At 31.8% G+C, this 25,511-nt stretch carries 23 protein-coding genes; 8 read left to right on the forward strand and 15 right to left on the reverse strand.

The annotated features are described in order from the left end of the window. Window positions 1-33 precede the first annotated feature (33 nt). The 6 genes from porN to topA form a co-directional block, all read right to left on the reverse strand. Complete coding sequence (gene porN, locus P2G10_RS10620) at window positions 34-897, reverse strand: type IX secretion system ring subunit PorN/GldN (RefSeq protein ID WP_275316537.1); 864 nt, start codon at window positions 895-897, stop codon at window positions 34-36. Window positions 898-915: 18 nt separating this feature from the next. Beyond that, window positions 916-2,445 (reverse strand): type IX secretion system motor protein PorM/GldM, encoded by a 1,530-nt coding sequence (gene porM / locus P2G10_RS10625; RefSeq protein ID WP_275316538.1) that lies wholly within the window; start codon window positions 2,443-2,445, stop codon window positions 916-918. Window positions 2,446-2,493: 48 nt separating this feature from the next. Beyond that, window positions 2,494-3,144: a type IX secretion system motor protein PorL/GldL gene (porL, locus tag P2G10_RS10630; protein WP_218771364.1), complete on the reverse strand. Its 651-nt coding sequence runs from the start codon at window positions 3,142-3,144 to the stop codon at window positions 2,494-2,496. A 48-nt stretch (window positions 3,145-3,192) separates the two neighbouring features. Next, complete coding sequence (gene porK, locus P2G10_RS10635) at window positions 3,193-4,572, reverse strand: T9SS ring complex lipoprotein PorK/GldK (protein WP_218771365.1); 1,380 nt, start codon at window positions 4,570-4,572, stop codon at window positions 3,193-3,195. 99 nt (window positions 4,573-4,671) lie between these two features. Then, entirely contained in the window at window positions 4,672-5,832 is a 1,161-nt protein-coding gene (locus tag P2G10_RS10640; protein WP_275316540.1) for a formimidoylglutamase, read from the reverse strand. Window positions 5,833-5,870: 38 nt separating this feature from the next. Further along, on the reverse strand, window positions 5,871-8,369 hold the full coding sequence (gene topA / locus P2G10_RS10645) for a type I DNA topoisomerase (RefSeq protein WP_275316541.1): 2,499 nt from the start codon (window positions 8,367-8,369) through the stop codon (window positions 5,871-5,873). A 198-nt stretch (window positions 8,370-8,567) separates the two neighbouring features. On the opposite strand from topA, the gene miaB reads away from it, so the two are divergent. From miaB to P2G10_RS10685, 8 genes are all read left to right on the forward strand, one after another. Beyond that, on the forward strand, window positions 8,568-10,022 hold the full coding sequence (gene miaB, locus P2G10_RS10650) for a tRNA (N6-isopentenyl adenosine(37)-C2)-methylthiotransferase MiaB (RefSeq protein ID WP_218773501.1): 1,455 nt from the start codon (window positions 8,568-8,570) through the stop codon (window positions 10,020-10,022). Between the two features lie 75 nt (window positions 10,023-10,097). After that, window positions 10,098-11,327, forward strand: coding sequence for a sigma 54-interacting transcriptional regulator (locus P2G10_RS10655; protein WP_218771368.1), 1,230 nt, complete (start codon window positions 10,098-10,100; stop codon window positions 11,325-11,327). Between the two features lie 46 nt (window positions 11,328-11,373). After that, window positions 11,374-11,880, forward strand: a complete 507-nt coding sequence (locus tag P2G10_RS10660) for an LptE family protein (protein WP_218771369.1) — start codon at window positions 11,374-11,376, stop codon at window positions 11,878-11,880. A gap of 4 nt (window positions 11,881-11,884) precedes the next feature. Then, window positions 11,885-12,616, forward strand: coding sequence for a hypothetical protein (locus P2G10_RS10665; RefSeq protein ID WP_275316543.1), 732 nt, complete (start codon window positions 11,885-11,887; stop codon window positions 12,614-12,616). Next, window positions 12,616-12,960 carry a preprotein translocase subunit SecG gene (gene secG / locus P2G10_RS10670; protein ID WP_218771371.1) on the forward strand — a complete coding sequence of 115 codons (345 nt, stop codon included), beginning with the start codon at window positions 12,616-12,618 and terminating at the stop codon, window positions 12,958-12,960. The genes P2G10_RS10665 and secG overlap by 1 nt, the downstream gene beginning before the upstream one ends. A 164-nt stretch (window positions 12,961-13,124) precedes the next feature. Further along, window positions 13,125-13,400 (forward strand): co-chaperone GroES, encoded by a 276-nt coding sequence (locus P2G10_RS10675; protein WP_275316544.1) that lies wholly within the window; start codon window positions 13,125-13,127, stop codon window positions 13,398-13,400. A 42-nt stretch (window positions 13,401-13,442) separates the two neighbouring features. Further along, entirely contained in the window at window positions 13,443-15,071 is a 1,629-nt protein-coding gene (gene groL / locus P2G10_RS10680) for a chaperonin GroEL (protein WP_218771373.1), read from the forward strand. 440 nt (window positions 15,072-15,511) lie between these two features. Beyond that, window positions 15,512-17,893, forward strand: a complete 2,382-nt coding sequence (locus tag P2G10_RS10685) for a hypothetical protein (protein WP_275316546.1) — start codon at window positions 15,512-15,514, stop codon at window positions 17,891-17,893. Window positions 17,894-17,919: 26 nt separating this feature from the next. On the opposite strand, the gene P2G10_RS10690 is transcribed toward P2G10_RS10685, so the two are convergent. From P2G10_RS10690 to P2G10_RS10730, 9 genes are all read right to left on the reverse strand, one after another. Then, complete coding sequence (locus P2G10_RS10690; RefSeq protein WP_275316548.1) at window positions 17,920-18,897, reverse strand: polyprenyl synthetase family protein; 978 nt, start codon at window positions 18,895-18,897, stop codon at window positions 17,920-17,922. Between the two features lie 24 nt (window positions 18,898-18,921). Continuing rightward, entirely contained in the window at window positions 18,922-19,665 is a 744-nt protein-coding gene (locus P2G10_RS10695; RefSeq protein WP_275316549.1) for a hypothetical protein, read from the reverse strand. Beyond that, window positions 19,665-20,705, reverse strand: a complete 1,041-nt coding sequence (gene rlmN / locus P2G10_RS10700; protein WP_218771377.1) for a dual-specificity RNA methyltransferase RlmN — start codon at window positions 20,703-20,705, stop codon at window positions 19,665-19,667. The genes P2G10_RS10695 and rlmN overlap by 1 nt, the downstream gene beginning before the upstream one ends. Window positions 20,706-20,775: 70 nt before the next feature. Then, window positions 20,776-21,825: a tRNA preQ1(34) S-adenosylmethionine ribosyltransferase-isomerase QueA gene (gene queA / locus P2G10_RS10705; RefSeq protein ID WP_218771378.1), complete on the reverse strand. Its 1,050-nt coding sequence runs from the start codon at window positions 21,823-21,825 to the stop codon at window positions 20,776-20,778. 64 nt (window positions 21,826-21,889) lie between these two features. Further along, window positions 21,890-23,122: a 3-phosphoshikimate 1-carboxyvinyltransferase gene (locus P2G10_RS10710; protein ID WP_275316551.1), complete on the reverse strand. Its 1,233-nt coding sequence runs from the start codon at window positions 23,120-23,122 to the stop codon at window positions 21,890-21,892. A gap of 65 nt (window positions 23,123-23,187) precedes the next feature. Then, window positions 23,188-23,460 (reverse strand): hypothetical protein, encoded by a 273-nt coding sequence (locus tag P2G10_RS10715; RefSeq protein ID WP_275316552.1) that lies wholly within the window; start codon window positions 23,458-23,460, stop codon window positions 23,188-23,190. A gap of 3 nt (window positions 23,461-23,463) precedes the next feature. Continuing rightward, window positions 23,464-23,712 (reverse strand): hypothetical protein, encoded by a 249-nt coding sequence (locus P2G10_RS10720; protein ID WP_218771381.1) that lies wholly within the window; start codon window positions 23,710-23,712, stop codon window positions 23,464-23,466. Further along, entirely contained in the window at window positions 23,713-24,039 is a 327-nt protein-coding gene (locus P2G10_RS10725; RefSeq protein ID WP_275316554.1) for a nucleotide pyrophosphohydrolase, read from the reverse strand. It abuts the gene before it with no gap. A gap of 93 nt (window positions 24,040-24,132) precedes the next feature. Beyond that, window positions 24,133-25,350 (reverse strand): MDR family MFS transporter, encoded by a 1,218-nt coding sequence (locus P2G10_RS10730; protein WP_275316555.1) that lies wholly within the window; start codon window positions 25,348-25,350, stop codon window positions 24,133-24,135. Window positions 25,351-25,511 lie beyond the last annotated feature (161 nt).

Below are 25,511 nucleotides of genomic sequence, written 5' to 3' on the forward strand. Positions count from 1 at the left end.
AAGCTCTTTTTAAATTTTATAAGAAGTATGAAATTAGTAATTCCACATATCCATTTCACGGTCACGAATACTTTCTTTAACTCTATCCGCTTCTAATAATTGAAATAAAGAATTACCTCTAACATAATCTTTAATAGATCTGTCTCCGTAAATATTCTCTTCTTTCATTATTGTAGAAGTAAATCTTCTAGCGTTTAACAAGTTGTCATACGATAATGGATGTGCTGAGTTTTTTGGATTGAAAACTTTAGAATCATGTAATGTTTCTCTAGCATCAGGGAAAAACACCCAGAATAATTCATATACATTTTCTCTATCATCAATTTCCTCAACACCTAATACTTGTACATCTGGTCCCATAGGAGCTAATGCAAGCATACGATACTTTAACTCTCCTCCTCGTTTATCGAAATACCAAAGACCTTTAATTAAGTATCCTTTAATATCAGCAGATTGTATTGAATAAGGATCCATATTTCCGTAACCATCGTCACGTTCCATATAGGTTTTATCTTTAATTTCATTGATACCAATTTTCATGGTGAAATAAGAATCATTATATACTTCAGTGATTTCCCCGTTACTAATACCTTTTAATAAGGTATCAAATAATGAACGTCTCGTTAAACCAGCACTTGTAGTATCAATTGGGTAATAATAAGGTAAATTAATTTTTTGATTTAAATCTACATATTCCCACACCACTTTAGACCATAACACATCTCTATCGCTTATATAGCCATAAGGAAGTGGTTTGTCATCTTCTGAAGCAATTTGGGCTTCAGATTTAAATCCAATCTCTTCAACCTTTTGAGAATTTAAGAGGTTAGCTTGTGCACTTGCAAAACCTGTTGTTGCAAGAGCAAATAAAACCATATAAAAACGCTTCCAATTCATACTTTAAATTTTTACTTATTAATTAGTAATCTCAATACTTACAGGTAATACTTTCTTAATCTTGTAGTTAGAACCTGAAACTGATGCTTTAATATCATAAATAGTAATTACATCATTTCTTCTAGCTTTAGCCAGTGCCTGTTTTGCTCTAGCTGTTAAAGTCCTACCGTTAACTGGAATAGTTAACTGCCCTGGAACTTTAATTTTAAAACTAGATACATTTAATTTTAAATCGAATAAGAAATCTGGCAAACCAGCTGCAACGCTAATTCTAGCAACACTTGCTTTAGGCATTTTTACTGTACCATACTGACCTCTTACCATACCTACCGCTGGTGGTATGTCTTTAATTCTGTATTTCTTAGGAGTACTAATTTTCCCTCCTCCTGGTAATGTTGCAGAAACTCTAATAGTTACTTCTGTTCCTTTACCTGGGTTCATAACATATTTATCTCCTTTAACTCTTCTTAAACCTGGTGCAGATGCAGAAACTTTATTTCCTGAAACTCCTGGTACCGATATTGTTAATGGATTAGATAACCCACGGTATACAACATTCATTTTATCAGCAGAAACAACTGCTTCATTTGGCTTAGGAATTACTGAATAACCTCCTAAAATAGGAATGGTTACTAAAGAATCGTTTTCCATAAACTGAAACTCTCCTTTTAATTCCTTATCACCTACAGAACCTGCTGGCCCATCTAAGATAACTTGACCTGCTTGAATTTTATCAGCTGGCATTTCTTCACCGTTAACGATAACTTTTTCTGCCGTTAAGTTAGGATCATTTTTTCCTAAAACAATTCTACCTGATAATTTTTCACCAGGGTAGTAAGCGTTTTTATCAAAAATAACCATGGCATCATAGTTTGTCATTGATACTGCACTTTCTAACTCACCTTGTAACAATGCTGTTAAAGCATCAGCTTCAGTAGTTTTAATATCTGCCTGAATCTGTGTTAATTTGGTTAATGATGCTATTAAAGGAAAACCTTCATAGTTATACTTTAACCAATTTTTTGTTACTCCTTGCGTTTTCACATCATCAGTTTTAAAGCGAGCTGCAACTACGCTAGATAATTCAGACTCACCTAAAACAACTAAAGATTGCTCTCTAAACTGATTCATTTTATCTACAAATTCTTTTCCTTTTGCGGTGATTTTTCCACCTGCGAAAAAGTATTGATCTAAGAAACCAGACTTATCCATAGATTCATAAGCTTTCTTATCCTCTATCTCTGTAGTCATTTGAGTTTTCAAATCTCCTATATAGACAAAAAACTCATCAGCCATAGCTCTAAGCTTATCTGTTTTCTCTTTAGCTTCACCATATTGCTTTGCTTGTTCAGCTGCTTTAAGTGCTAAAAGATCGTACGATGCTTTATTTTTCTCGGTTGCTCTAATATTAGATTCCGATAATTTCTCATTCATTAATCCAAATGCTGATAGAACTTCTTTACTCATGTTCATTGCTAACATTGCAATAAATACAAGGTACATTAAGTTTACCATCCTTTGCCTTGGTGACTGTTTTCCTCCTGCCATCTTTAATTAGTTTGTTTAGTTAATAAAAAAATTAGATAAACTAATTAATTATTTAGTTGACATTGCAGTTAACATTCCACCATATACTCCGTTTAAAGAAGATAAGTTAGTTGCTAATGATTGCATTTGTTCTTGTAAACGTTGAGAATTTTCAACTAAAGCAGAATTTAAATCAGCTTGTTTACCTGCATTTTCTACCTGTGTAGTATACAACCCGTTTAAAGATTCTAATTTTGCAGCTGCCATAGACATTTGCTCATTATATTGATTCGTAGAAGATACTGTTTTAGAAGTAGCTGTTAATCCTTCTGCTGCTCCTTGGAAGTTTTTAATACTATCTCCTAAACTAGAAATTAAAGTTGCATCTAATTTTGCTTCTTTTAAAATACCATCTAATTTTTGAGACAACATACTTTGTGCTTCTTCAGGAGAAGACTCTTTACCTTTCTTACCTAAAGATTGTCCATCTGATAATTCTGGATAAACTTTTGTCCAATCTAATTCGTCTTCAACAGGCTCAAATGCAGAAATAGCAAAAACTAATGCTTCTACAACAAGACCTAAGGTAAGAATCATACCTCCTGTAATTGGACCAAATGAAAAGTGCTGAATTTTACATAAAGCTCCTATAATTACTACAGCTGCTCCCAGACCGTAGACCATGTTAAAAATTTTCTTAGTTGATTTTGATTGTGACATAATTTTTTGATTTTTTTTTTGGGGATTATTATATTTATTGTTGTTTGATTACTTGCTCTTATTTGTACCTAAATAATCTTGTACAGTTCTAAAACCGATATAACTTCTAGCAGTATCAGCATATTCCCAATCACGAGAACTTACTTCTAAAAAGTATGCCACATCTTTCCAAGAACCACCACGAATAATTTTTCTTCGATTTTCTTTAATCTCTACATTAGGGTTCATTGTTGACCCCATGTAATAAGACATTTGATTATATGCTGTGTTTGTCCATTCGGCAACATTACCAGCCATATTATACAATCCATATTCATTCGGATTAAAAGAAACAGCTTCTACAGTATATAAAGCTCCATCTGCAGCATAATCTCCTCTAACGGGTTTAAAGTTAGCTAAAAAACAACCTCTATCACTTGTTGTACTTGGCCCACCCCAAGGGTATTTACCATAGTTTAATCCACCACGAGCAGCATATTCCCATTCTGCTTCAGTTGGTAATCTAAAAGAAGGAACTAATCCTAATTTCTTTCTAGAACGTTGAAAGTTATTTTTTGTTTGTGTTCTCCAGTGACAAAATGCTTTTGCTTGGTTCCAAGTTACACCAACTACAGGATAATTTTCATAAGCTTTGTGAGCAAAATATTCTTGGTGCATTGGATCGTTGTATGAATAATTAAAATCTTTAATCCACACTGTAGTGTCCGGGTATACATTAATAACTTCATCTTTCATGAAGTCTTTTCTATTTTTACCTGTTTTAGCAGCTTGTTCGTTATCGAACCAGTAATATCTATAGTTTAATAGTTTTGTGTTAAATGTTCTTATTCCGTTTAAAGCTTCATCTTTTTTAAGGTATAAAGAATCCATCACTTCTACATAATCAACATCAGGATATTCTTGCTGTTCCCATATAAGTTCTTCTTGCCAATTTAATGGCTTTAAAGAATCCATTCCTTCTCCTAATTCATAATAGTTTTCACGCATATATTTTGCATATGGTGATTCGTTAATGGTATCCGCAGAAGCAAATGCATATAATTGAATCCCTTCTGCATTTTTACCTGCGTTAGCAGGGTCTATGTCTCCTCCTGATGCAAATTCAGCTTGGTACGCTAACTTTGTTCTTGTGATAGAATCTCTTACCCAAAACACAAATTGCTTGTATTCACTATTAGTAATTTCAGACTCATCCATATAAAAAGGCTGCACTGTAACTGTTTTAGTTGGTGCATTCATAGCTCCCAACGGGTCTTCATCTTGCTTACCCATCGTAAAAGAACCTCCAGGGATCTTAGCCATTCCGAAAGGTTTTTCTGCAAACCATTTTCTTTTCGACTTCTCTCCCACTAACTCTCCTCTGTCTCCACTTGAACCACAAGCGTAAATCAGAGATACTAACAATGCAAATATTACTATTTTTTTCATATTATTCCTTTCTTATAAAAGAGGTCGTAAACCTATTATTTTTTTTATTAAAAAACAATTACGTGTTATAATTTTTTCAAAAACAAATATAAATAGGTTTTAAACAAGCTTTTGCTGTGCTTTAAACCATCTATCAGGCATCTTTCTTTTTAACGCCTGCTCGTAATCTTTATAGTTACATGGTATTAACGCATGTCTTTTGTGTTTATTATTCGAAATTAAATTTATTTCCATCCACCAACGACCACTTTTATCACTTTTATAAAAGTTTATAGGATCATCATCACTTAAAAGTACCGTGAATTTTTGATAATTTTCTTTTGTTACAAACGGATAATCTTTTGCTCTGGCATTAACTCCTTCAATAAAATACCAAATCATTTGAGCAATTAAGCTTGCTGTTTGATTGTTTGAATCTAACCTATGATTATACTCATAAATTCCAAATGAAGTTACTTTATCACTAATCCCTGCATATCTTGCGATTGCACAGATTTCTTCTCCATAAAAACCGTTTGGTGATGCGTTATTATTTGCTGGCGCTTCACTTTGACGAACGCAGCCAATATCTACACTAACAATATCTGCATCTCTCATTATAGGCTCCACTAAAGTTACATCTTTTACTTCACCTAACCTAAAAGCATCAAAATATAATTTATCAAGTAGTTGTATTTCGTCTTGTGAATTAAAATACGTTTGATAGCCTATGTTACTATAGTTAAACAAATTATTTGGCTGCTCCATAATCACTTTACTTAAAAATGATTTAGAAGATAACTCCTCATCTATAGAACCAATATCAAATCGACTATCTACAGACACTAAGTTTACGGTTTGTTCTAAAGAATCGTAAGATCTATAGTTTGCGTACGTTATATCTTGACTCCCACCAATTAATATCGGGATTATATTTTTCTTTAATAAAGCTTCTATAGATGATGCTACGGCAAAACAAGTATCTTTTGGCGTGCTACCTTGTTCTATATTTCCTAAATCGGCTATTTTAGTATGCCAATTACCAGGAAATAATTCATATAGTTTTTCACGAATATATTGTAACTCCTCTCCACAACCTTCATTCTCATTAGCTCCTCTACCATCTTTAACACCTATGACAGCAATATTGACACCCGATAAATCAGGAAATCCATTTTCTAAAGTGTAGGCCTCAATTTTATGCCCTAAAGATGCTGCTGATTGCGACATTAGATGTGCAACCACGGTACTTTTAATAGGTGTAAAAAAATTAAAACTCATCTTTTTTGGGGACTAGGGAATTGGCAATATACTAAACTTTATTTCTTTTTCGCTACTTTCTTTTTAACGACCTTCTTTTTCGCAGTTTTCTTTTTAGGTGTTTTAGCCTCTATTAACTTAACTGCTTCTTCTTTCTTCATCTTCTCGATCTCTGTAGTTTTCGGTAATTCAACTTTAATTTTACCTTTAATCACATTAAAACGACCCCAACGAGCTTTTTCTACTCGAATACCAACATCTTCCCAGTTATGAAGAACTTTATCTATTTCCTTTTGCTTTTTAACCTCAATCAACTCAATAATATCTTCATCTGAAAGATTATCGAAATCGTATTTTTTACTTACGTTGATAAAAATTGAGTTCCATTTTAGGAATGGACCAAAACGACCTACTCCTTTTTGAACTGGTAAATCTTCGTAATGATAAATTGGCGCATCTGCTTTTTGCTTTGCAACAATCAATTCTTCAGCTCTTGGCAAATCTACTTCCATCGGATTTTCGCCTTTATCTAAAGACACGAACATTGCGCCGAATTTAATATACGGTCCAAAACGACCATTAGAAACAATTACTTCTTCATCCTGAAAAGCTCCTAAGTTTTTCGGAAGCAAAAACAATTCTAATGCCTCTTCCATGGTTATTGTACCAAGGTTTTGATCTTTGTTTAAACTTGCAAATTGCTTCTCTTCATCTTCGGGAGCTCCAATTTGTGCTATTGGCCCAAACTTACCTAAACGTACTAAAACTGTTTTTCCTGATTCTGGATGCTTTCCTAAAATACGCTCTCCACTTTCTCTTTCTGCATTTTCCTTAACATCTTCTACGTTTTCATGAAATTTAGTATAGAAACCTTTTATCATTTCTATCCAGTCTTCATCTCCTTCTGAAATATCATCAAAAGAATTTTCAACTCTTGCTGTAAATCCGAAGTCAAGAATATTTGAAAAATTTGCAACTAAGAAATCATTCACAATATTTCCTATATCTGTAGGTACTAATTTGTTTTTATTTGAACCTGTTTTTTCCGTCAACATTTCACTTTCTACAGTTCCGTTAGACAAAATCATTTGTTCGTAATTTCTCTCTACCCCTTCATTATCACCTTTTTCTACATAACCTCTTCGTTGAACGGTAGAAATTGTTGGTGCATATGTTGATGGTCTACCAATACCTAACTCTTCTAATTGTTTTACTAAAGATGCCTCTGTAAAACGGTAAGGTGCGCTTGTAAAACGCTGTGTTGCGTTTATATATATATATTCTAAGCTTTCACCTGTCTTTAAATTTGGTAGCATTCCTGCCTGCTCTTCTTCTTCGTTATCTGTTCCTTCTAAATATACTTTTAAGAAACCATCAAACTTTATCATTTCACCGTTTGCAGTGAATATCTTTTTATTTCCTGAGTTCTCTATTTTAACATTGGTGCGCTCTAATTGTGCATCACTCATTTGAGAAGCCAATGTTCTTTTCCATATTAAGTCATACAACCTTGTTTGATCGTACTCACTATTTATAGAGTGTTTTTTCATCTCAGTAGGACGAATTGCTTCATGGGCTTCTTGAGCTCCTTTTGCCTTCGACTTAAAGACACGTTGCTTACTATATTCCTTTCCGTAATAGTTACTAATTTCTTCTTCAGCAGCATTTCTTGCGTCTACAGATAAGTTTACACTATCTGTTCTCATATAAGTAATTAAACCGGCTTCATATAAACGCTGTGCTACTTGCATTGTTTTCGCTACAGGAAAACCTAATTTTCTAGAAGCTTCTTGCTGTAGTGTTGATGTTGTAAATGGTGCTGCTGGAGATTTTTTTGCTGGTTTTTTAGTTAAATCAGCAATAGAGAAGTCTGCTTTTGCGCAAGACTTCAAGAAATCTTCTGCTGATTTTTTTGAATCGAAATTCTTCGGAATTGTAGCCTTAAAAGTTTTACCTTCTGTGTTAGAAAACTGAGCAACTACTTTATAATGAGTTTCTGATTTAAAATCAAGAATACTTCGTTCTCTTTCTACAATTAAACGAACTGCTACAGATTGTACCCTCCCTGCAGACAAACCTCCTTTTACTTTACGCCATAAAACAGGCGATAATTCATACCCAACAAGCCTATCTAAAACTCTACGCGCTTGTTGTGCGTTTACCATATTATAGTCTATATCTCTTGGATTTTCGACTGCTTTTAAAATGGCATTTTTTGTTATCTCGTGAAAAACAATACGTTTTGTATTGTCATCATTTAATTTTAATTGTTCTTTTAAATGCCAAGCAATTGCTTCACCCTCTCGATCCTCATCACTCGCTAACCAAACAGTTTCTGCTTTTTTTGCTAAAGCTTTTAACTTCTTAACAACGGGCTTCTTATCATCAGAAACAATGTATTTCGGACTAAAATCGCCATCAACATCAATTCCTAATTCTTTCGATGGTAAATCTGCGATATGACCATAGCTAGATTCTACTTGAAAATCTTTACCTAAAAATTTCTCAATTGTTTTTGCCTTTGCAGGTGACTCAACTATAACTAAATTCTTTGCCATATCTCTTTTCAATTATCTCTTTTTACATCAGATATATAATGATGCTTGGAATTTGCAAAAGTAGAATGTTTTTTTTAAAAAAAAACTTTTTGTTGCACTTAAGGTTTAAAATCGATTCTAAATTAACAATAAATTTCTGCCAATTTGTCATAATTTTTATATTTTGGTTGTATCTTTGCCTCCATTTTTAATATGAATATGGAGCACACTGAGAAGGTTATAGATGAAAAAGTACAAGGGCAAGCTCTTGTTACTGAGACGAAAAAAGAGAACACTAAAAAATTATTTATAGAGAGTTACGGTTGTCAAATGAACATGAACGACAGCGAAATTGTAGCTTCTATTTTAGCAGAACAAGGTTTTAACACCACACAAGTTCTAGAAGAAGCCGATTTAGTTTTAGTAAATACATGTTCTATTAGAGAGAAAGCCGAAACTACAATTCGTAAACGTTTACAAAAATACAACGCTGTTAAAAAAACAAATCCGACGATGAAAGTTGGTGTTCTTGGTTGTATGGCCGAACGTTTAAAAGAAAAATTTTTAGAAGAAGAAAAAATCGTTGATTTGGTTGTAGGACCAGATGCATATAGAGATTTACCAAACCTATTAGAGGAGATTGATGCTGGTAGAGATGCTATAAACGTAATTTTATCTAAAGAAGAAACTTATGGTGATGTTGCTCCGGTTCGTTTAAATTCTAACGGGGTTTCTGCCTTTGTATCTATTACTCGTGGTTGCGATAATATGTGTACTTTTTGTGTGGTTCCGTTTACACGTGGTCGCGAAAGAAGTAGAGATCCTAAAAGTGTTTTAGAGGAAATTAAATCGATGCATGATCAAAACTTTAAAGAAATTACTTTACTTGGTCAAAATGTAGATAGCTATTTATGGTATGGTGGTGGATTGAAAAAAGATTTTACTAAAGCTTCTGAAATAGCACAAGCTACTGCTGTAGATTTTGCTCAGTTACTAGACATGTGTGCTACTGAGTTTCCTAAAATGAGGTTCCGTTTTGCAACCTCAAATCCGCAAGACATGAGTTTAGACGTAATTCACACCATGGCAAAACATAAAAACATTTGTAAATACCTTCACCTACCTGTGCAAAGTGGAAGTAATGCAATGTTAAAAGCCATGAACCGTCAACACACTCGTGAAGAATACAAAGAATTGGTTGACAATATCTTTAAAATAATTCCAGAAATGTCTTTATCACAAGATATGATTGTTGGTTTTTGTGGTGAAACAGAAGAAGATCATCAAGATACTTTGGATTTAATGAGGTATGTAAAATACGACTTCGGTTTTATGTTTGCTTACTCTGAACGACCTGGAACATTGGCTGCCAAGAAAATGCCAGATGATGTACCATTTGCCACCAAGAAAAGACGTTTACAAGAAATTATCGATTTACAGCAAGAACACGCTTTATATAGAACACAACAACATTTAGGAAAAACTGAAGAATTCTTAATTGAAGGAACTTCTAAAAAGAACCCGAATGAATGGAAAGCTAGAAATACGCAGAACACCGTATGTGTTTTTCCTAAAGAAAATTATAAATTAGGTGAGTTTGTTATGATAAAAATAGAAGATTGTACTTCGGCTACCTTAAAAGGAACTGTGCTTGGGTATTCAGATAATAATTAATTTTTAGAAAAGAGCTGCAAGAGAAAACATCAACCCTTTTCTCTTATTCTTTTTTCTCTATTCTAAAGAAAAAATATGGAAAACCTACAAGCAATAAAACAACGATTTGGTATTATCGGTAACGATACACAATTAAACCGTGCTATAGAAAAATCTATCCGTGTAGCCCCAACTGATATTTCAGTTTTAGTTACTGGAGAAAGTGGCGTAGGTAAAGAAAGTATTCCTAGAATAATTCACCAATTATCACACAGAAAACACGCTAAATACATTGCTGTTAACTGTGGAGCAATTCCTGAAGGAACGATTGACAGTGAACTTTTCGGTCATGAAAAGGGCGCTTTTACAGGAGCCACTGCTGCTCGTAAAGGGTATTTTGAAGTTGCGGATGGCGGAACCATTTTTTTAGATGAAGTAGGTGAATTACCATTAACAACACAAGTACGTTTATTACGTGTTTTAGAAAATGGTGAGTTTATAAAAGTAGGATCATCACAAGTACAAAAAACTGACGTTCGTATTGTTGCAGCTACCAATGTAAACATGCAACAAGCTATTTCAAAAGAAAAATTTAGAGAAGATTTATATTATCGTTTAAGTACCATTGAAATCGACTTACCTGCTTTACGCGACCGTAATGAAGATATTCACTTGCTTTTTAGAAAATTTGCTTCTGATTTTGCTCAAAAGTACCGAATGCCAACAATTCGCTTAGATGATAATGCTACAAAAGTATTGTTAAACTATCGTTTTCCTGGTAACATTCGTCAGTTAAGAAACTTAGCCGAACAAATTTCTGTTGTAGAAGAAAGTCGTTTAATTACTGCCGAAAAACTAGTGCAATACCTTCCAAAGAACAATGGAAACCTTCCTGCAGTAATCGGTAAACAATCTAGCAATTCTGATTTTGCGAACGAACGAGACATCATGTATAAAATCTTGTTTGATATGCGTAACGACATTAACGATCTAAAAAAATTAACTTTAGATTTAATGCAAAACGGAGACGCTGAACAAGTGAAAGAAGAAAATCACGGATTAATAGAACGTATTTATCAAGAAACAGAAAAACCAGAAGATCATAACTTCGAGGTTGTTAAAATTCCGCAATCATCATCTACTCAAAATAATTACGAGTATGCTGAAACAATTGAGGAAGACGAAAACTTATCATTACAAGAAAAAGAAATTGAAATGATTCGAAAATCGTTAGAAAAAAACAGCAACAAACGTAAGTTAGCTGCAAAAGAATTAGGTATTTCTGAACGAACTTTATACCGAAAAATAAAACAATACGATTTATAAAATATTCGTTAAAATTATACTCTTTGAATTGTTTACTTTTGATTTTATGAAAAAACTTTTTTACAATATTCTTTTTATTACCACATCAATTATATTAATAAGTTGTGGCGCCTATTCATTTACCGGAGGAAATACCGGTAATGCTAAAACCATTCAGATTGATTTCTTTCCGAATCAGGCTCCTTTAATAGAACCAACGTTAAGTCAGGAATTTACACAAAATCTTCGCGATTTATTTACACGTCAAACAAATTTAACCTTAGTTAACTCTAACGGAGACTTGCATTTTTCTGGAGAAATAACCGATTATCGAATTACACCGATGAGTGCTACCGCAAATCAAACTGCAGCACAAAATCGATTAACAATTTCTGTAAATGTTATCTATGAAAACAAGTTAGAAGAAAAAGATAATTTCGAAAAACGTTTTTCTTTTTACTACGATTACGGAGCTACACAACAACTGTCTGGCGGTGTATTAGATACTGCTTTAAAAGAAATTTTAGAAAGAATCACACAAGATATTTTCAATGCATCTGTTGCTAAGTGGTAAATAATTGGATAAAAAAAAATACATACATGTTCTAAAGAAGCCAAGTGCTATTTCGCAAGAAATTAGTACTGAGCTTAAAAATGTTATCCAACAATATCCTTATTTTCAATCAGCAAGAACTTTAGAGTTAAAAACTTTAAAAAATAAAGACAGTTTTAAATACAATAACGAATTAAAAATAACAGCAGCTTACACCACAGATCGTAGTGTTTTATTTGATTTTATCACCTCTAAGTCTTTTAAAGAAATTTCGAATCTGAAAGAGAAAAAAGCGAGTTTAAAAGAAATCCTTCTTCCTAATAAAAAAGAAACTACAAATATTGAGAAAGATTTAGCTATAGGTAAACCTTTAGCTTTTACTAAAAGTGAATCATTTTCATTTAATCAATGGCTACAACTCTCTTCTAAAAATGTAATAACAAGAGATGCTATTTCAAGCAAAAAAGAGGTTATTACCCCTATAAACCTAGAAAAAAACGCAATTATTGATCGTTTTATTGAGAAATCACCTAAAATATCTCGTCCAAGTAAAACAAACCCATCGGAGATTAAAACCACTTTAAGTAAGCAAAATTCTCAATTAGCAACCGAAACACTAGCCAAGGTTTATCTAGAACAAAAAAAATATGAAAGCGCAATACAAGCTTATAAAATATTAAGTTTGAAATATCCAGAAAAAAGTGGTTTCTTTGCAGACCAAATTAAGAGAATACAAATTTTACAAAAAAATAAATAATGACTACGTATACTTTACTTTTAGTTTTAATATTGATTGTTGCAATAGCATTAATCTTAATCGTAATGGTTCAAAACCCTAAAGGTGGCGGATTATCTTCTTCTTTTGGAGGTGGTGGTGCTCAGAACATTGGTGGAGTACAAAACACTAATAGTTTTTTAGACAGAACTACATGGACTTTAGCAATTACAATGTTTGCTTTAATTTTACTAGCTAACTTCGCTATTCCTAGAGGAAATTCAGCAGATGCTCCTCAATTAGATAGTACTTTAGAAAATGTAGAAACTACAGCTCCTGTTGCAGCTCCTACAACAAACGATACTACAAAAGATAGTGTAAACTAATCTTAACAACATATAATATCAAATGCCAACGTAATGACACGTTGGCATTTTTTTTGCACATATTTTTCGTTGATTTAGAAAAAGTGGCATATAATTTTTAATGGCATAATTTCTGACTATTTTTAACCAATAATAACAACTACTTAATCATAACTTATATAAAAATGGGATTAAATATTAAACCTTTAGCAGATAGAGTTCTTATAGAACCAGCTGCTGCAGAAACCAAGACAGCATCAGGACTTATTATTCCTGATAACGCCAAGGAAAAACCACAAAAAGGTACTGTTGTTGCCATAGGAAATGGAACCAAAGATGAACCTTTAACGGTAAAAATTGGTGATACTGTTTTATACGGAAAGTATGCAGGTACAGAATTAAAACATGAAGGAAGTGATTATTTAATTATGAGAGAAAGCGACATTTTCGCTATCATATAATTTATTCACTCACCTAATAATTAATAAAAAATAGATCATAAAATGGCAAAAGATATAAAATTTGATGTAGACGCTCGTGACGGTTTAAAACGTGGAGTAGATGCATTAGCAAATGCAGTAAAAGTAACTCTAGGTCCTAAAGGAAGAAATGTAATTATTTCTAAATCTTTCGGTGCACCACATGTAACTAAAGATGGTGTTACTGTTGCAAAAGAAATTGAGTTAGAAGATTCTTTAGAGAATATGGGAGCTCAAATGGTAAAAGAAGTTGCTTCTAAAACTAACGATTTAGCTGGTGATGGAACTACAACCGCAACCGTATTAGCACAAGCTATTGTTAAAGAAGGTTTAAAAAACGTTGCTGCAGGTGCAAATCCTATGGATTTAAAACGTGGTATTGACAAAGCTGTTACTGCAATTACTGAGGATTTAGCAAAGCAATCTCAAGAAGTTGGTAACTCATCAGAAAAAATACAACAAGTTGCTTCAATCTCGGCAAACAACGATAAAGTTATTGGTGATTTAATCGCTACCGCTTTCGGTAAAGTTGGTAAAGAAGGTGTTATTACTGTTGAAGAAGCTAAAGGAATGGAGACTTATGTTGACGTTGTGGAAGGAATGCAATTCGACCGTGGATATTTATCTCCATACTTTGTAACTGATGCTGATAAAATGGTGGCTACTTTAGAGAATCCTTACATCTTATTATTTGATAAAAAGATCTCTAACTTACAAGAAATTCTACCAATATTAGAACCTGTTTCTCAATCTGGAAGACCTTTATTAATTATTGCTGAAGATGTTGACGGACAAGCATTGGCTACTTTAGTTGTTAATAAATTACGTGGTGGTTTAAAAATTGCTGCTGTAAAAGCTCCTGGATTTGGTGATCGTAGAAAAGCAATGTTAGAAGATATTTCTATATTAACTGGTGGAACTGTTATTTCTGAAGAAAGAGGTTTTTCTTTAGAAAACGCTACTTTAGATCTATTAGGAACTGCTGAAACAGTAACTATCGATAAAGACAATACTACTATTGTTAACGGTGCCGGTAATGAAGAGCTAATTAAAGGTCGTGTAAACCAAATTAAAGCACAAATTGAAACTACTACTTCTGATTACGATCGTGAGAAATTACAAGAGCGCTTAGCGAAGTTAGCTGGTGGAGTTGCTGTTTTATATGTTGGAGCTGCTTCTGAAGTAGAAATGAAAGAAAAGAAAGATCGTGTCGATGATGCTTTACATGCAACTCGTGCTGCTGTAGAAGAAGGTATTGTTGCTGGTGGTGGTGTTGCTTTAGTACGTGCTAAAAAAGTACTAGAATCATTAGTTACTGAAAACTTAGACGAAACTACAGGTGTACAAATCGTTAATAAAGCTATTGAAGCGCCTTTAAGAACAATTGTTGAAAACGCTGGTGGCGAAGGATCTGTTGTTATTAATAAAGTGCTAGAGGGTAAAAAAGATTTTGGTTACGATGCTAAAGCTGAAGTATATGTTGATATGCTAGAAGCTGGAATTATTGATCCTAAAAAAGTTACTCGTGTAGCGTTAGAAAATGCAGCTTCTGTTGCTGGTATGATTTTAACGACCGAATGTGCTTTAATAGATATTAAAGAAGATGCTCCTGCAATGCCTCCAATGGGTGGTGGGATGCCAGGAATGATGTAGTAGCGAGTCGCCACAGACAATTATAAAAAAGCCTCGAAGCGTTAATGCTTCGAGGTTTTTTCTTTTTTATATTTTTTTTATGATTATTGAGACTTAATATTTAAAGGCTCTCATTTTTCATTAAATAAGAGTACCTATAACTTTATAAAAAAACCTCGAGAAACTTCTCGAGGTTTTTTTTATTTAAGATAACAACTTCTATTCTAGTAAATTAAGTGAACTTCTTTTAAAAAAAAACAATTAAATTAAGAAATAATTAACTTTTCGGTACAATACTTGTTAAATATTCATTAATTATATAAAAAAATATTGATATGAAAACAAAAACCCTAAAAATCTATATAAAAAAACATAACTAAGAACCAACTTCCAACAAAACCATTAAACACAATTTTGATGGGTTTACTTAAAAAAAATCAAAACAAAAATTGCTAAAAAACATGAAAAAAATTACAATACTAATACTACTATTAAGTTCGTTTAATATTCTTAGTCAGAATATTCATAAAATTGATTCAGCTTATGTAAGCTACTTTGAAAACACGAGAGAAACACCTTATTTACATTTAAATAAAACCTCTTTTTTAAAAGGCGAAGAAATATGGTTTCAAGCCTATGTAATAGAACAAAACTCCAAAAAATTACACAAAACGACCTCAAACCTCTATGTTTCAATATTTAATGATCAAAAACAAATAAAAGATCAGTTTCTAATTCATATTAAAAAGGGAATAGGAAAAGGTAGCATTACTTTAGATTCAACATTTACAGAAGGAAATTACTATATAAAAGCATCTACTAATTGGATGAAAAACTTTAAGGAAAGTAATTCATATAATCAAAAAATTAAAATTATTTCATCCTCTAAAAAAGATAAAAAATTAATTAATGAAGAAAATTTTTACGAATTTAAAATATTCCCTGAAGGCGGGCATGTTCTTGAAAATACTATTAATAATCTTGGTATATTAATTAAAGATAAAAATGGTAATGGTATAAAAATTAAGAGCGGAAACATTAAGAATAAGTCAAAAAAAATAATTACTACTTTTAAAACAAATTCATTTGGTTTAGGTAATGTTAATTTCTTTTTTAAGAAAAATGAAAGTTATGAATTTGAAGCTATGCTTGAAAACGGAATAATTATAAAAGCTGCACCTCCAGAATCTAAAAAAAATGGATTAAACTTAAGAGTTGTTAACTCTAACCCTAAATTTTTATCAATTAACTTAAAAACAAATAAAAATAGCGTTCCTAAACTTATTCAGTCTGATGTTACTGTTTTTATTCACAACACAAATAAATACAAGAAATTCAAGATAAAAATTAATGAAAAAAGTCATAAATATGCTTTACTTATTAATAAAAACGAATTACCATTTGGTCTTAATACAATAACTGTATTTAACAACAACAAACCTATACTAGAAAGATTAATTTTTATTAATAATGAATCTTTATTTTCTAAAATAGAAACAAAAAACACCACTATTAATTCAGACTCTTTAGAGATAAATTTAAAAAACACTACAAATGAAACAACCCATTTAAGCACATCTTTTTTACCATTAATTACAAAAGCTTATGCCCCACAAAACAGTATTGTTACTAGTACATTTTTTAAACCTTTTATTAAAGGTGACATTCAAAATTATAAATATTACTTAACTAATATTAATCAAAAAAAACTTAGAGACCTCGATTTACTGTTAATCACACAAGGATGGACAAAATATAACTGGAATGATATTTTTAATAACACCCCTAAAACAAAATTTAATTTCGAAAACGGAATTAACATTATTTTGAAATCAAATACAAAAAGTAACAACCCTGTTTTAATGTATTCTCCAGAAAATAAAATTGTAAGAGAAATTAAATCTCTTAAAACACCTTATGTTTTAAAAAATACTTTTATTAAAAAGAATAGCGTTATCAAATTCGGTATAAAAAGTCAAGACAATATTTTTGAAACTACTCCTATTTTATCTTACTCTAAAAACTCTTTAAAAGAGTCTTTAAATTACAATTACAAGACCGAAAACTCTGAATTAGACTATTCTTCATTTAAATATTTACCTAATGATTTTGAATTCTTAAACGAAGTTATGGTTAAGGCTAATAAAAGAAAAACCAATAGTAATGTTTATTTAGCAAACTCATTATTTAACAGTTTTAAAATGAAAGATATTATGATTGGATCGGGAGAAACGGTAATGGATTTCATCACTTATAAAACTGGAAAAAGGCTAAATACCATTAATGACATAGCGGGAACTCTCACTACTAAAACAGAGGAAAACATCAGCAAAGGGCAAATAGTAGAAAAGAGCTCAAGAACTAGACACTTAGAAGCTCGTGCCAAAGAAAGAGCAAACGCAATGCCTGGAAGCTTATTAGATTTAGCAGTAATAATAAATGGTAATAACAGGAGTCATGATCCTTCAATACTTGAAGGAATGCTCTTAGAAGATGTAGAAGAAATTTCATTTGGTAACAGCTCTCCTAGTGCTGCTACCGAAGTACATATTAAAACACTTACTCCTTTGCAGCTTAAAACTAAGAAAACAAAAATGAGTACCGTAAAATTACCTTATGGCTTTAGTAATGACAAAGAATATTACAACCCGAAATACCCTTCTTATTCTAACAAAACATATCAGCATTTTGGCGCTGTATATTGGAAATCAAACATAAAAATACCAGCTAATTCTAGTATCAGTTTTAAGATACCTAAAAATCAACAAAAGAAAATAAAAATGTTTATCGAAGGAATGTCTGAAAAAGGAAAAGTAATCTCTGAAGAAATAATATTAAAATAATTTTACACTATGTAGAACGTAGGATTTTAAATCTTACGTTCTACAACATAATCAATCATTTGTTGTAGTGAGCTTTTGTATGCTGATTCCGGAAAGTTATTTAATATTGCTAATGCCTTATTTTTATAACTATGCATTTTAGTTGTTGCATACTCTAAGCCGCCATTCGTGTTTACAAAAGTTATAACTTCTTTTACACGTTTTTTATTAGTGTTATGCTTTTTTACAGAGTTTATCAACCAAGATTTTTCTTTTTTAGAACAGTTGTTTAAAGTGTAAATTAAAGGAAGGGTCATCTTCTGCTCCTTTATATCAATACCTGTAGGTTTTCCTATTTTATCTTCAGTATAATCAAATAAATCATCTTTAATTTGAAAAGCAATTCCAATATACTCTCCAAACTTTCGCATTTGCTGCACAACATCATTACTTGCTCCTACTGATGCCGCTCCAATACCACAACAAGCAGCAATTAAAGTTGCTGTTTTCTGTCTGATAATTTCAAAATAAATTTCCTCGGTAATATTTAGTTTTCGTGCTTTTTCTATCTGTAGTAATTCACCTTCACTCATTTCACGCACTGCGATAGAAATCAGTTTAAGAATATCAAAATCTTCATTATCAATAGACAATAACAATCCTTTTGACAATAAAAAATCACCTACTAAAACAGCTATTTTATTTTTCCAAAGTGCATTTACAGAGAAGAATCCACGGCGACGATTACTATCATCCACCACATCATCATGTACCAAAGTTGCAGTATGAATTAATTCTACTACTGAAGCTCCTCGATAAGTTCGTTCGTCAAAACCACCATCAGAAACCATTTTGGCTACTAAAAAAACAAACATCGGTCGCATTTGTTTTCCTTTTCGACGAACAATATAATACGTAATTCTATTTAATAAGGGAACTTTTGATAACATCGAATCTTTGAACTTAGTTTCAAAGAGTTCCATTTCATTTTTAATAGGAAGTTTAATTTGTTCTACTGGCTTCATTGTTTATCAAAAGTAAGATTTTTTTTAGTTTTCAATAGCTCTAATTCTTTTTAATCTAGCCCAAGCTAATTTATGCCTTCTTTTGTAAAAAGACATAGTTCCTCTGTCTAATCCGTAATAAAATAAACAAATTCCCGAAGGCGGGTTTCCACTTGGCAAAAACTCAAAAGTATTAAACGCAATTTTTGGCCAAGACCAAGTATTTAATGAGGTTCCTATAAGTTCTGCATACACAACTACAACATACATTGTTAAATAAAACAATTTTTCTTTAGGATACTTTCGTAATGAATAGAAAACCAGAAGTGTCATAACAAAGCCAAAGACATCTTTTTTAAATACTAAAAAAACGAATGCATATACAGCTATGAAGATGGTTAGAAAAAGGTTTATTTTTTTTGCATTTAATTTTACTTTAGATTTTTTTGAAAAGTTATATACTCCTAAAAACACTAACGCATGTCCAAAAGGAATATAATGTGGTACATTATACAACCTGTATGAATACATCCCTAAAATTAATGAAAAAAAGTATTCTCCAATTACGCCAATAAATAATGCATAAATAAGTTGTTCTCTAGTTCTTGATGTGCCTTTATAATAACAATAAATAAAAACTAAAATTACACAGACAGTATTAATCCATTGAGAGTGTTCAAAATAATTTTTTGAAAAATAACCACTATCAAAAAACAGCCCTAAGAAAAGGATAAAAAGAATCCAGCCTAAAGACTGGAACGTTTGACCTAATAGGGTTTTTGAATTCATTACGATTTATTAGCTAATTGTCCACAAGCTGCATCGATATCTTTTCCGCGAGAGCGACGAACGTTTACGGTAATATCATGCATTTCTAAGTTCGATATATAATTGTTGATTGCTTCTGGGCTAGCTTGTTGAAACTCTCCATCGTCAATAGGATTATATTCTATTAAATTAACCTTACAAGGAACGTATTTGCAAAACTGAATTAAGGCATTAATATCCTCTCTTTTATCGTTAATTCCTCCCCAAACTACATATTCGTACGTAATCATTCTCTCGGTTTTCTCGTACCAATACTCTAACGCTTCTTTTAAGTCTTTTAAAGGAAAAGTAGCATTAAACGGCATGATAGACGTACGAACTTCATCAATAGCTGAATGCAATGAAACAGCTAAGTTAAACTTCACCTCATCATCTGCCATTTTTTTAATTATTTTAGGAACGCCTGATGTAGAAACTGTAATACGTTTAGGAGACATTCCTAAACCTTCTGGAGACGTAATTTTATCGATTGATTTAATTACATTATTGTAATTCATCAATGGCTCTCCCATTCCCATAAAAACAATATTAGATAGTTTTCTATCATAATACAATAGGCTTTCTTTGTTAATGGCTGCTACTTGATCGTAAATTTCATCTGGATTTAAGTTTCGCATTCTTTTTAAACGCGATGTTGCGCAGAAACGACAATCTAAACTACAACCAACTTGGCTAGAAACACAAGCAGTTGTTCGTGTTTTTGTTGGTATTAAAACAGATTCGACCACTAAACCATCGTGTAAACGAACTGCATTTTTTACAGTACCGTCTTTACTACGTTGCATATTATCAACCTGAATATGGTTGATAACAAAATTTTCGTCTAGCATTTTACGAGTGTCTTTCGATAAATTGGTCATATCATCAAACGAATGTGCCGATTTGCTCCATAACCATTCATATATCTGATTACCCCGAAATGCTTTATCTCCGTTTGCTACAAAAAAATCACGTAATTGTTCTTTTGATAATGCGCGTATGTCTTTTTTCTTAACTTCCATTGGGTGCAAAAATACATAAAACCTCACAAGTAATCTTGTGAGGTTTTATAATTCATTTAAATCTATACTATTATAAAATCAACATCGCATCTCCGTACGAGTGAAATTTATATTTTTCTTTAATTGCTTCTTGGTATGCTTCCATCATAAAATCGTGTCCTGCAAAGGCAGAAACAGTCATCATTAATGTTGATTTTGGTGTATGAAAGTTTGTAATCATACAGTTTGCAACACTAAAATCAAATGGAGGAAAAATAAATTTATTTGTCCAACCGTCAAATTCCTTTAACTTACGCTTAGATGTAATTGCAGATTCTGTTGCTCTCATTACAGTTGTACCAACAGCACAAACTCTTTTCTTTTTATCTAAAGCACTGTTAACCATATCTGCAGTGGCTTGCGTTACATTAATCTTTTCAGAGTCCATTTTATGCTTCGATAAATCTTCTACCTCAACAGGATTAAAAGTACCTAAACCTACATGTAACGTAGTTTCTGCAAAATCTACTCCTTTAATTTCTAAACGCTTCATTAAATGTTTAGAAAAATGTAAACCTGCTGCTGGTGCTGCCACAGCTCCTTCATGCTTTGCGTAGATTGTTTGGTAACGATCTTCATCTGTCGCCTCTACCTCACGCTTTATATATTTAGGCAATGGTGTTTCCCCTAACTTTACTAATTTTTCTCTAAACTCTTCGTAAGGTCCGTCGTATAAGAAACGTAAAGTTCTACCTCTTGATGTTGTATTATCAATAACCTCAGCTACTAAACTTTCGTCATCACCAAAAAACAATTTGTTTCCGATTCTTATTTTTCTTGCTGGATCTACTAATACATCCCACAAACGGTTTTCAGCATTTAACTCACGTAATAAAAACACTTCAATACGAGCTCCAGTTTTTTCTTTATTCCCGTACATACGAGCAGGAAAAACCTTTGTATTGTTTAGCATCATTACATCTCCTTCATCAAAATAATTGATTAAATCTTTAAATAATTTATGTTCAATTTTTTGAGTATCTCTGTGTAACACCATTAAACGTGCTTCATCTCTATGCTCTGATGGATATTCTGCTAATAATTCATCTGGTAATTCAAAACTAAAATTCGATAACTTCATAAATCTTTTTTTCGTATGTGCAAATATACGATTTGGACATAGGCCTTGTCAAGTGATTCTCCTTTTATTTTCCTTTAATCGTTTCTATTCCTACTTGTTGCATATCTTTCCAAAAATTACGATACGATTTCGTTACCACTTCGGCTTCTAAAATAACAATTGATATCTTTAATGCTAACGGTGCAAATGCCATTGCCATTCTATGATCGTTATAAGTAGCAATCTCAATATTTTTTTTAATTTCTTCGGATGTTTTTAAGTGCAAACTTTCGTTGGTTACAGATATATCTCCACCTAACTTCGTTAATTCTTCTTTTAAAGCCTCTAGCCTATCGGTTTCTTTTATTTTTAAGGTGTGTAAGCCCGATAAATCACAAGCAACACCTAATCCAAAACAAGTTACTGCAATTGTTTGAGCAATATCTGGCGCATTTTTCAAATTCTCCGTTAAAATGGCTGTATTATGTAGTGCTTCTTTCGTTAAAACAATGGTATTTTCTTGAAACGTAGTTACAACTCCAAAATGATTATAAATTCTTGCTAAGCAATTATCTCCTTGTAAACTATCTTTTTTATAGGCTGATAATTTTACAGACGATCCTATTTCACTCAATGCAATTAACGAATAAAAATAAGAAGCTGAACTCCAATCTGACTCTACTACGATATCTTGAGTAGACACTTCAATTTGACTCTTAATAGTAATAATATTCCCTTCAAAACTTGCAGAAACACCTATTTGATGCAACAAGGTTAATGTCATTTTTATATACGGAACAGAAGTAATATTTCCTTTCAATTCAATTGTTAATCCGTTTTTTAAACTCGGTGCAATTAACATTAAAGCAGAAATATACTGACTACTTACATTGCCATCAATAGCAACTTTAGCTATCAATAATTCTTTCCCTGTAATTTTTATTGGTGGATAGCCGTCTTTTTCTAAATACTCAATATCAGCTCCTAAATCGCGCAGCGCATCTACCAAAATTTTGATTGGTCGATTATGCATTCTCTCGGATCCTTGTAAAACTTTCACAGCATCTTTTTTACTTGCAAAAAAAGCAGTTAAAAAACGCATTGCAGTACCTGCATGACCAATATCTGCAATTTCATTTTCTGACGACAACGCTTCTTGTAAATGATGTGTATCATCAGAATCTGATAAATTATGAATTGTAATATTCGGATATAATTGTTGTAAAATTAATAACCTGTTAGATTCACTTTTTGAACCCGAAATAGTTATTTCGGTATTAATTTTAGTACCTTTTTTTGTTGCTAATTGTAAGTTCATTTATTTAGACTTCCTTATTTTATATCGATTGAAAATGACTTTTGATATTGAATTTAACATTCATACTATTTATTTTCCCAAGCATTATTCCAGCCTTTTCTTACAGCATGAAAAATTCTAAAAAAGAAACCAAAAACGAAAGCTTGAATTAAAATTCTTCTCCAATCGAAAGCTATTCCTTCAAATAGCAAACTTGCTATAAAATTGGTAACAGCAAACATTAAAAACAATACAGGAACGTAAATTAACACATATTTAATTAATGATACTTTGTGAATCAATTCCGTTTCTTCGTTAATATTTTTATTTAATTTATCTTCTAGTTTTTCAAAACTCATTATCTATTTTGTTCTTTTATTTACCACATATATGGCATAAAAAATACTAACAGTTACTTTGGTTAACCAAAAACGTTTCCATTTTCCTTCTGAAAAATTAATAGTAAGTACAGTTTCAAAATCCGCAGAAAACAAAGCGCCTCCACTATTTACTAATAATGAAAATATTGCGACAACAACTAAAAAAGGAATACCCACTTTAAGTACATTAATCCAAAAAGATCCTTTTTGTATATTTTTAATAAGACTCATCTATTTTAATTTTTCGTTGTTGTGATGACGATCGTGATCACGTTTTGTTTTTATATCTAATTTTTTATCGAAAGCTTCCTGAAGGTTTATGCCTGTTTGATTTGCCAAACACAAAACTACAAACATCACATCTGCTAACTCTTCTCCTAAATCTTTATTTTTATCGCTATCTTTTTCACTTTGTTCTCCGTAACGGCGCGCAATAATTCTTGCTACTTCTCCTACTTCTTCTGTTAATTGTGCCATGTTTGTTAATTCATTAAAATAACGAACTCCATGATTTTTAATCCAATTATCAACTTCTTTTTGAGCGTCTTGTATATTCATTTTTACTTCAGAGTTTAAAATTCAAATATAAATATTTCTTTTGGGCTAATTAATTCGCCAAGGCGGATTTTTTCTATTCTTTCCTGCTTTAACTTAATTTAATCCTTCTAACTTTTCTTTTTTAACAACGCTGCTTAACATCAACAAGAAAAACAACCCTATTACCGACATAAAAGTAATAATCCACCATGTTTTATCAAATCCCAAAGCAGCTACTAATTGCATTCCTGAATTATGTCCAAAAATATGTGCCAAAGAAAAAGCAATACTATAATATGCCATATATTCTCCTTGATTTCCCTTTTTTGCACGCTCCATTACAAAAGCATTAGAAAACGGGAAAGCAATCATTTCGCCAATAGTCATAAATAACATTCCTATTACTAAAATACCAATCCAACCTGTTAAGTTTAGTACTAAAAAACTTATCCCTGTTAAAAATAAACCCACAAACATTAAGCGTTCTTTTGAATACTTACTTTCTTCTAACCACTTAATTAATGGCATTTCCAATAAAAAGATTAAAAAACCATTCATTCCCATTAACAAACCAATCTCTAACTCAGATAAATCATGAACGTTTTCATAATACAATGGCATTGTTGAAAAGTATTGTAAAAACACAAATCCGAAGATAAACATCGCTACAAAAAACACCCAAAAAGCCTTGTCAGAAAATACCGAAACCGGATTATCAACTTTCACCTCGTCTAAAACTTTTGCCTTTTTAGGATTCAACACTTTTATAAGTAATAACGTTGCTAGAATACACGTAATACCATCAACCCAAAACAAACCACTATAACTTAAAGTAGTAATTATAATTCCGCCAACTGCTGGCCCAGCAGAAAAACCTAAGTTAATTGCCAAACGGATTAAAGTTACCGAACGTGTTTTATTTTCTGGCTTACTGTAAGCACTTAAAGCTACAAACATTGCGGGCCTAAAAGCATCAGCTACTAACATCACCAAAAAGATACCAATACAAAAACCGTAAAATGTAGTTACAAACTGCAAGGCTAAAAACATTAAACCGGTTAAAAACAAACTTGTTTTCATTACTTTGTACGAACCTATTTTATCAGTTAGCTTTCCTCCTAACCAAGATCCTAATACAGAACCTAAACCAAAACAACTCATAATCCAAGCTACATCTTTTAGTGTGAAGTCTAAATCTTTGGTTAAATACAATGATAAAAACGGAATTACCATCGTACCTGCTCTATTTATTAGTGTAATTAGAGCAAGCCACCAAACTTCGGTTGAAAGCCCTTTAAACGTCTCTAAATAATTAAAATATAGTTTTTTCATACTGTTTGGTTTAGTAGTTATTGGTGCTCTTAAAAACAAAAAAATCCGACTGTGAAGTCGGACTTTTTATAATTGATATATTTTATATTTGAATAATCATAATACATAAGTAGCCCGACATGTTCCGTATCTCACGGTCCATTTACATTGCTTATATGTAT

Source organism: Tenacibaculum bernardetii, assembly GCF_029125915.1.
Lineage (GTDB): Bacteria > Bacteroidota > Bacteroidia > Flavobacteriales > Flavobacteriaceae > Polaribacter > Polaribacter bernardetii.

Excerpts from the sequence above, each read along its gene's own strand:
- porN (WP_275316537.1), bottom strand. The coding sequence starts at position 897 with ATGAATTGGAAGCGTTTTTATATGGTTTTATTTGCTCTTGCAACAACA.
- porM (WP_275316538.1), bottom strand. The coding sequence starts at position 2,445 with ATGGCAGGAGGAAAACAGTCACCAAGGCAAAGGATGGTAAACTTAATG.
- porL (WP_218771364.1), bottom strand. The coding sequence starts at position 3,144 with ATGTCACAATCAAAATCAACTAAGAAAATTTTTAACATGGTCTACGGT.
- porK (WP_218771365.1), bottom strand. The coding sequence starts at position 4,572 with ATGAAAAAAATAGTAATATTTGCATTGTTAGTATCTCTGATTTACGCT.
- P2G10_RS10640 (WP_275316540.1), bottom strand. The coding sequence starts at position 5,832 with ATGAGTTTTAATTTTTTTACACCTATTAAAAGTACCGTGGTTGCACAT.
- topA (WP_275316541.1), bottom strand. The coding sequence starts at position 8,369 with ATGGCAAAGAATTTAGTTATAGTTGAGTCACCTGCAAAGGCAAAAACA.
- miaB (WP_218773501.1), top strand. The coding sequence starts at position 8,568 with ATGGAGCACACTGAGAAGGTTATAGATGAAAAAGTACAAGGGCAAGCT.
- P2G10_RS10655 (WP_218771368.1), top strand. The coding sequence starts at position 10,098 with ATGGAAAACCTACAAGCAATAAAACAACGATTTGGTATTATCGGTAAC.
- P2G10_RS10660 (WP_218771369.1), top strand. The coding sequence starts at position 11,374 with ATGAAAAAACTTTTTTACAATATTCTTTTTATTACCACATCAATTATA.
- secG (WP_218771371.1), top strand. The coding sequence starts at position 12,616 with ATGACTACGTATACTTTACTTTTAGTTTTAATATTGATTGTTGCAATA.
- P2G10_RS10675 (WP_275316544.1), top strand. The coding sequence starts at position 13,125 with ATGGGATTAAATATTAAACCTTTAGCAGATAGAGTTCTTATAGAACCA.
- groL (WP_218771373.1), top strand. The coding sequence starts at position 13,443 with ATGGCAAAAGATATAAAATTTGATGTAGACGCTCGTGACGGTTTAAAA.
- P2G10_RS10685 (WP_275316546.1), top strand. The coding sequence starts at position 15,512 with ATGAAAAAAATTACAATACTAATACTACTATTAAGTTCGTTTAATATT.
- P2G10_RS10690 (WP_275316548.1), bottom strand. The coding sequence starts at position 18,897 with ATGAAGCCAGTAGAACAAATTAAACTTCCTATTAAAAATGAAATGGAA.
- P2G10_RS10695 (WP_275316549.1), bottom strand. The coding sequence starts at position 19,665 with ATGAATTCAAAAACCCTATTAGGTCAAACGTTCCAGTCTTTAGGCTGG.
- rlmN (WP_218771377.1), bottom strand. The coding sequence starts at position 20,705 with ATGGAAGTTAAGAAAAAAGACATACGCGCATTATCAAAAGAACAATTA.
- queA (WP_218771378.1), bottom strand. The coding sequence starts at position 21,825 with ATGAAGTTATCGAATTTTAGTTTTGAATTACCAGATGAATTATTAGCA.
- P2G10_RS10710 (WP_275316551.1), bottom strand. The coding sequence starts at position 23,122 with ATGAACTTACAATTAGCAACAAAAAAAGGTACTAAAATTAATACCGAA.
- P2G10_RS10715 (WP_275316552.1), bottom strand. The coding sequence starts at position 23,460 with ATGAGTTTTGAAAAACTAGAAGATAAATTAAATAAAAATATTAACGAA.
- P2G10_RS10720 (WP_218771381.1), bottom strand. The coding sequence starts at position 23,712 with ATGAGTCTTATTAAAAATATACAAAAAGGATCTTTTTGGATTAATGTA.
- P2G10_RS10725 (WP_275316554.1), bottom strand. The coding sequence starts at position 24,039 with ATGAATATACAAGACGCTCAAAAAGAAGTTGATAATTGGATTAAAAAT.
- P2G10_RS10730 (WP_275316555.1), bottom strand. The coding sequence starts at position 25,350 with ATGAAAAAACTATATTTTAATTATTTAGAGACGTTTAAAGGGCTTTCA.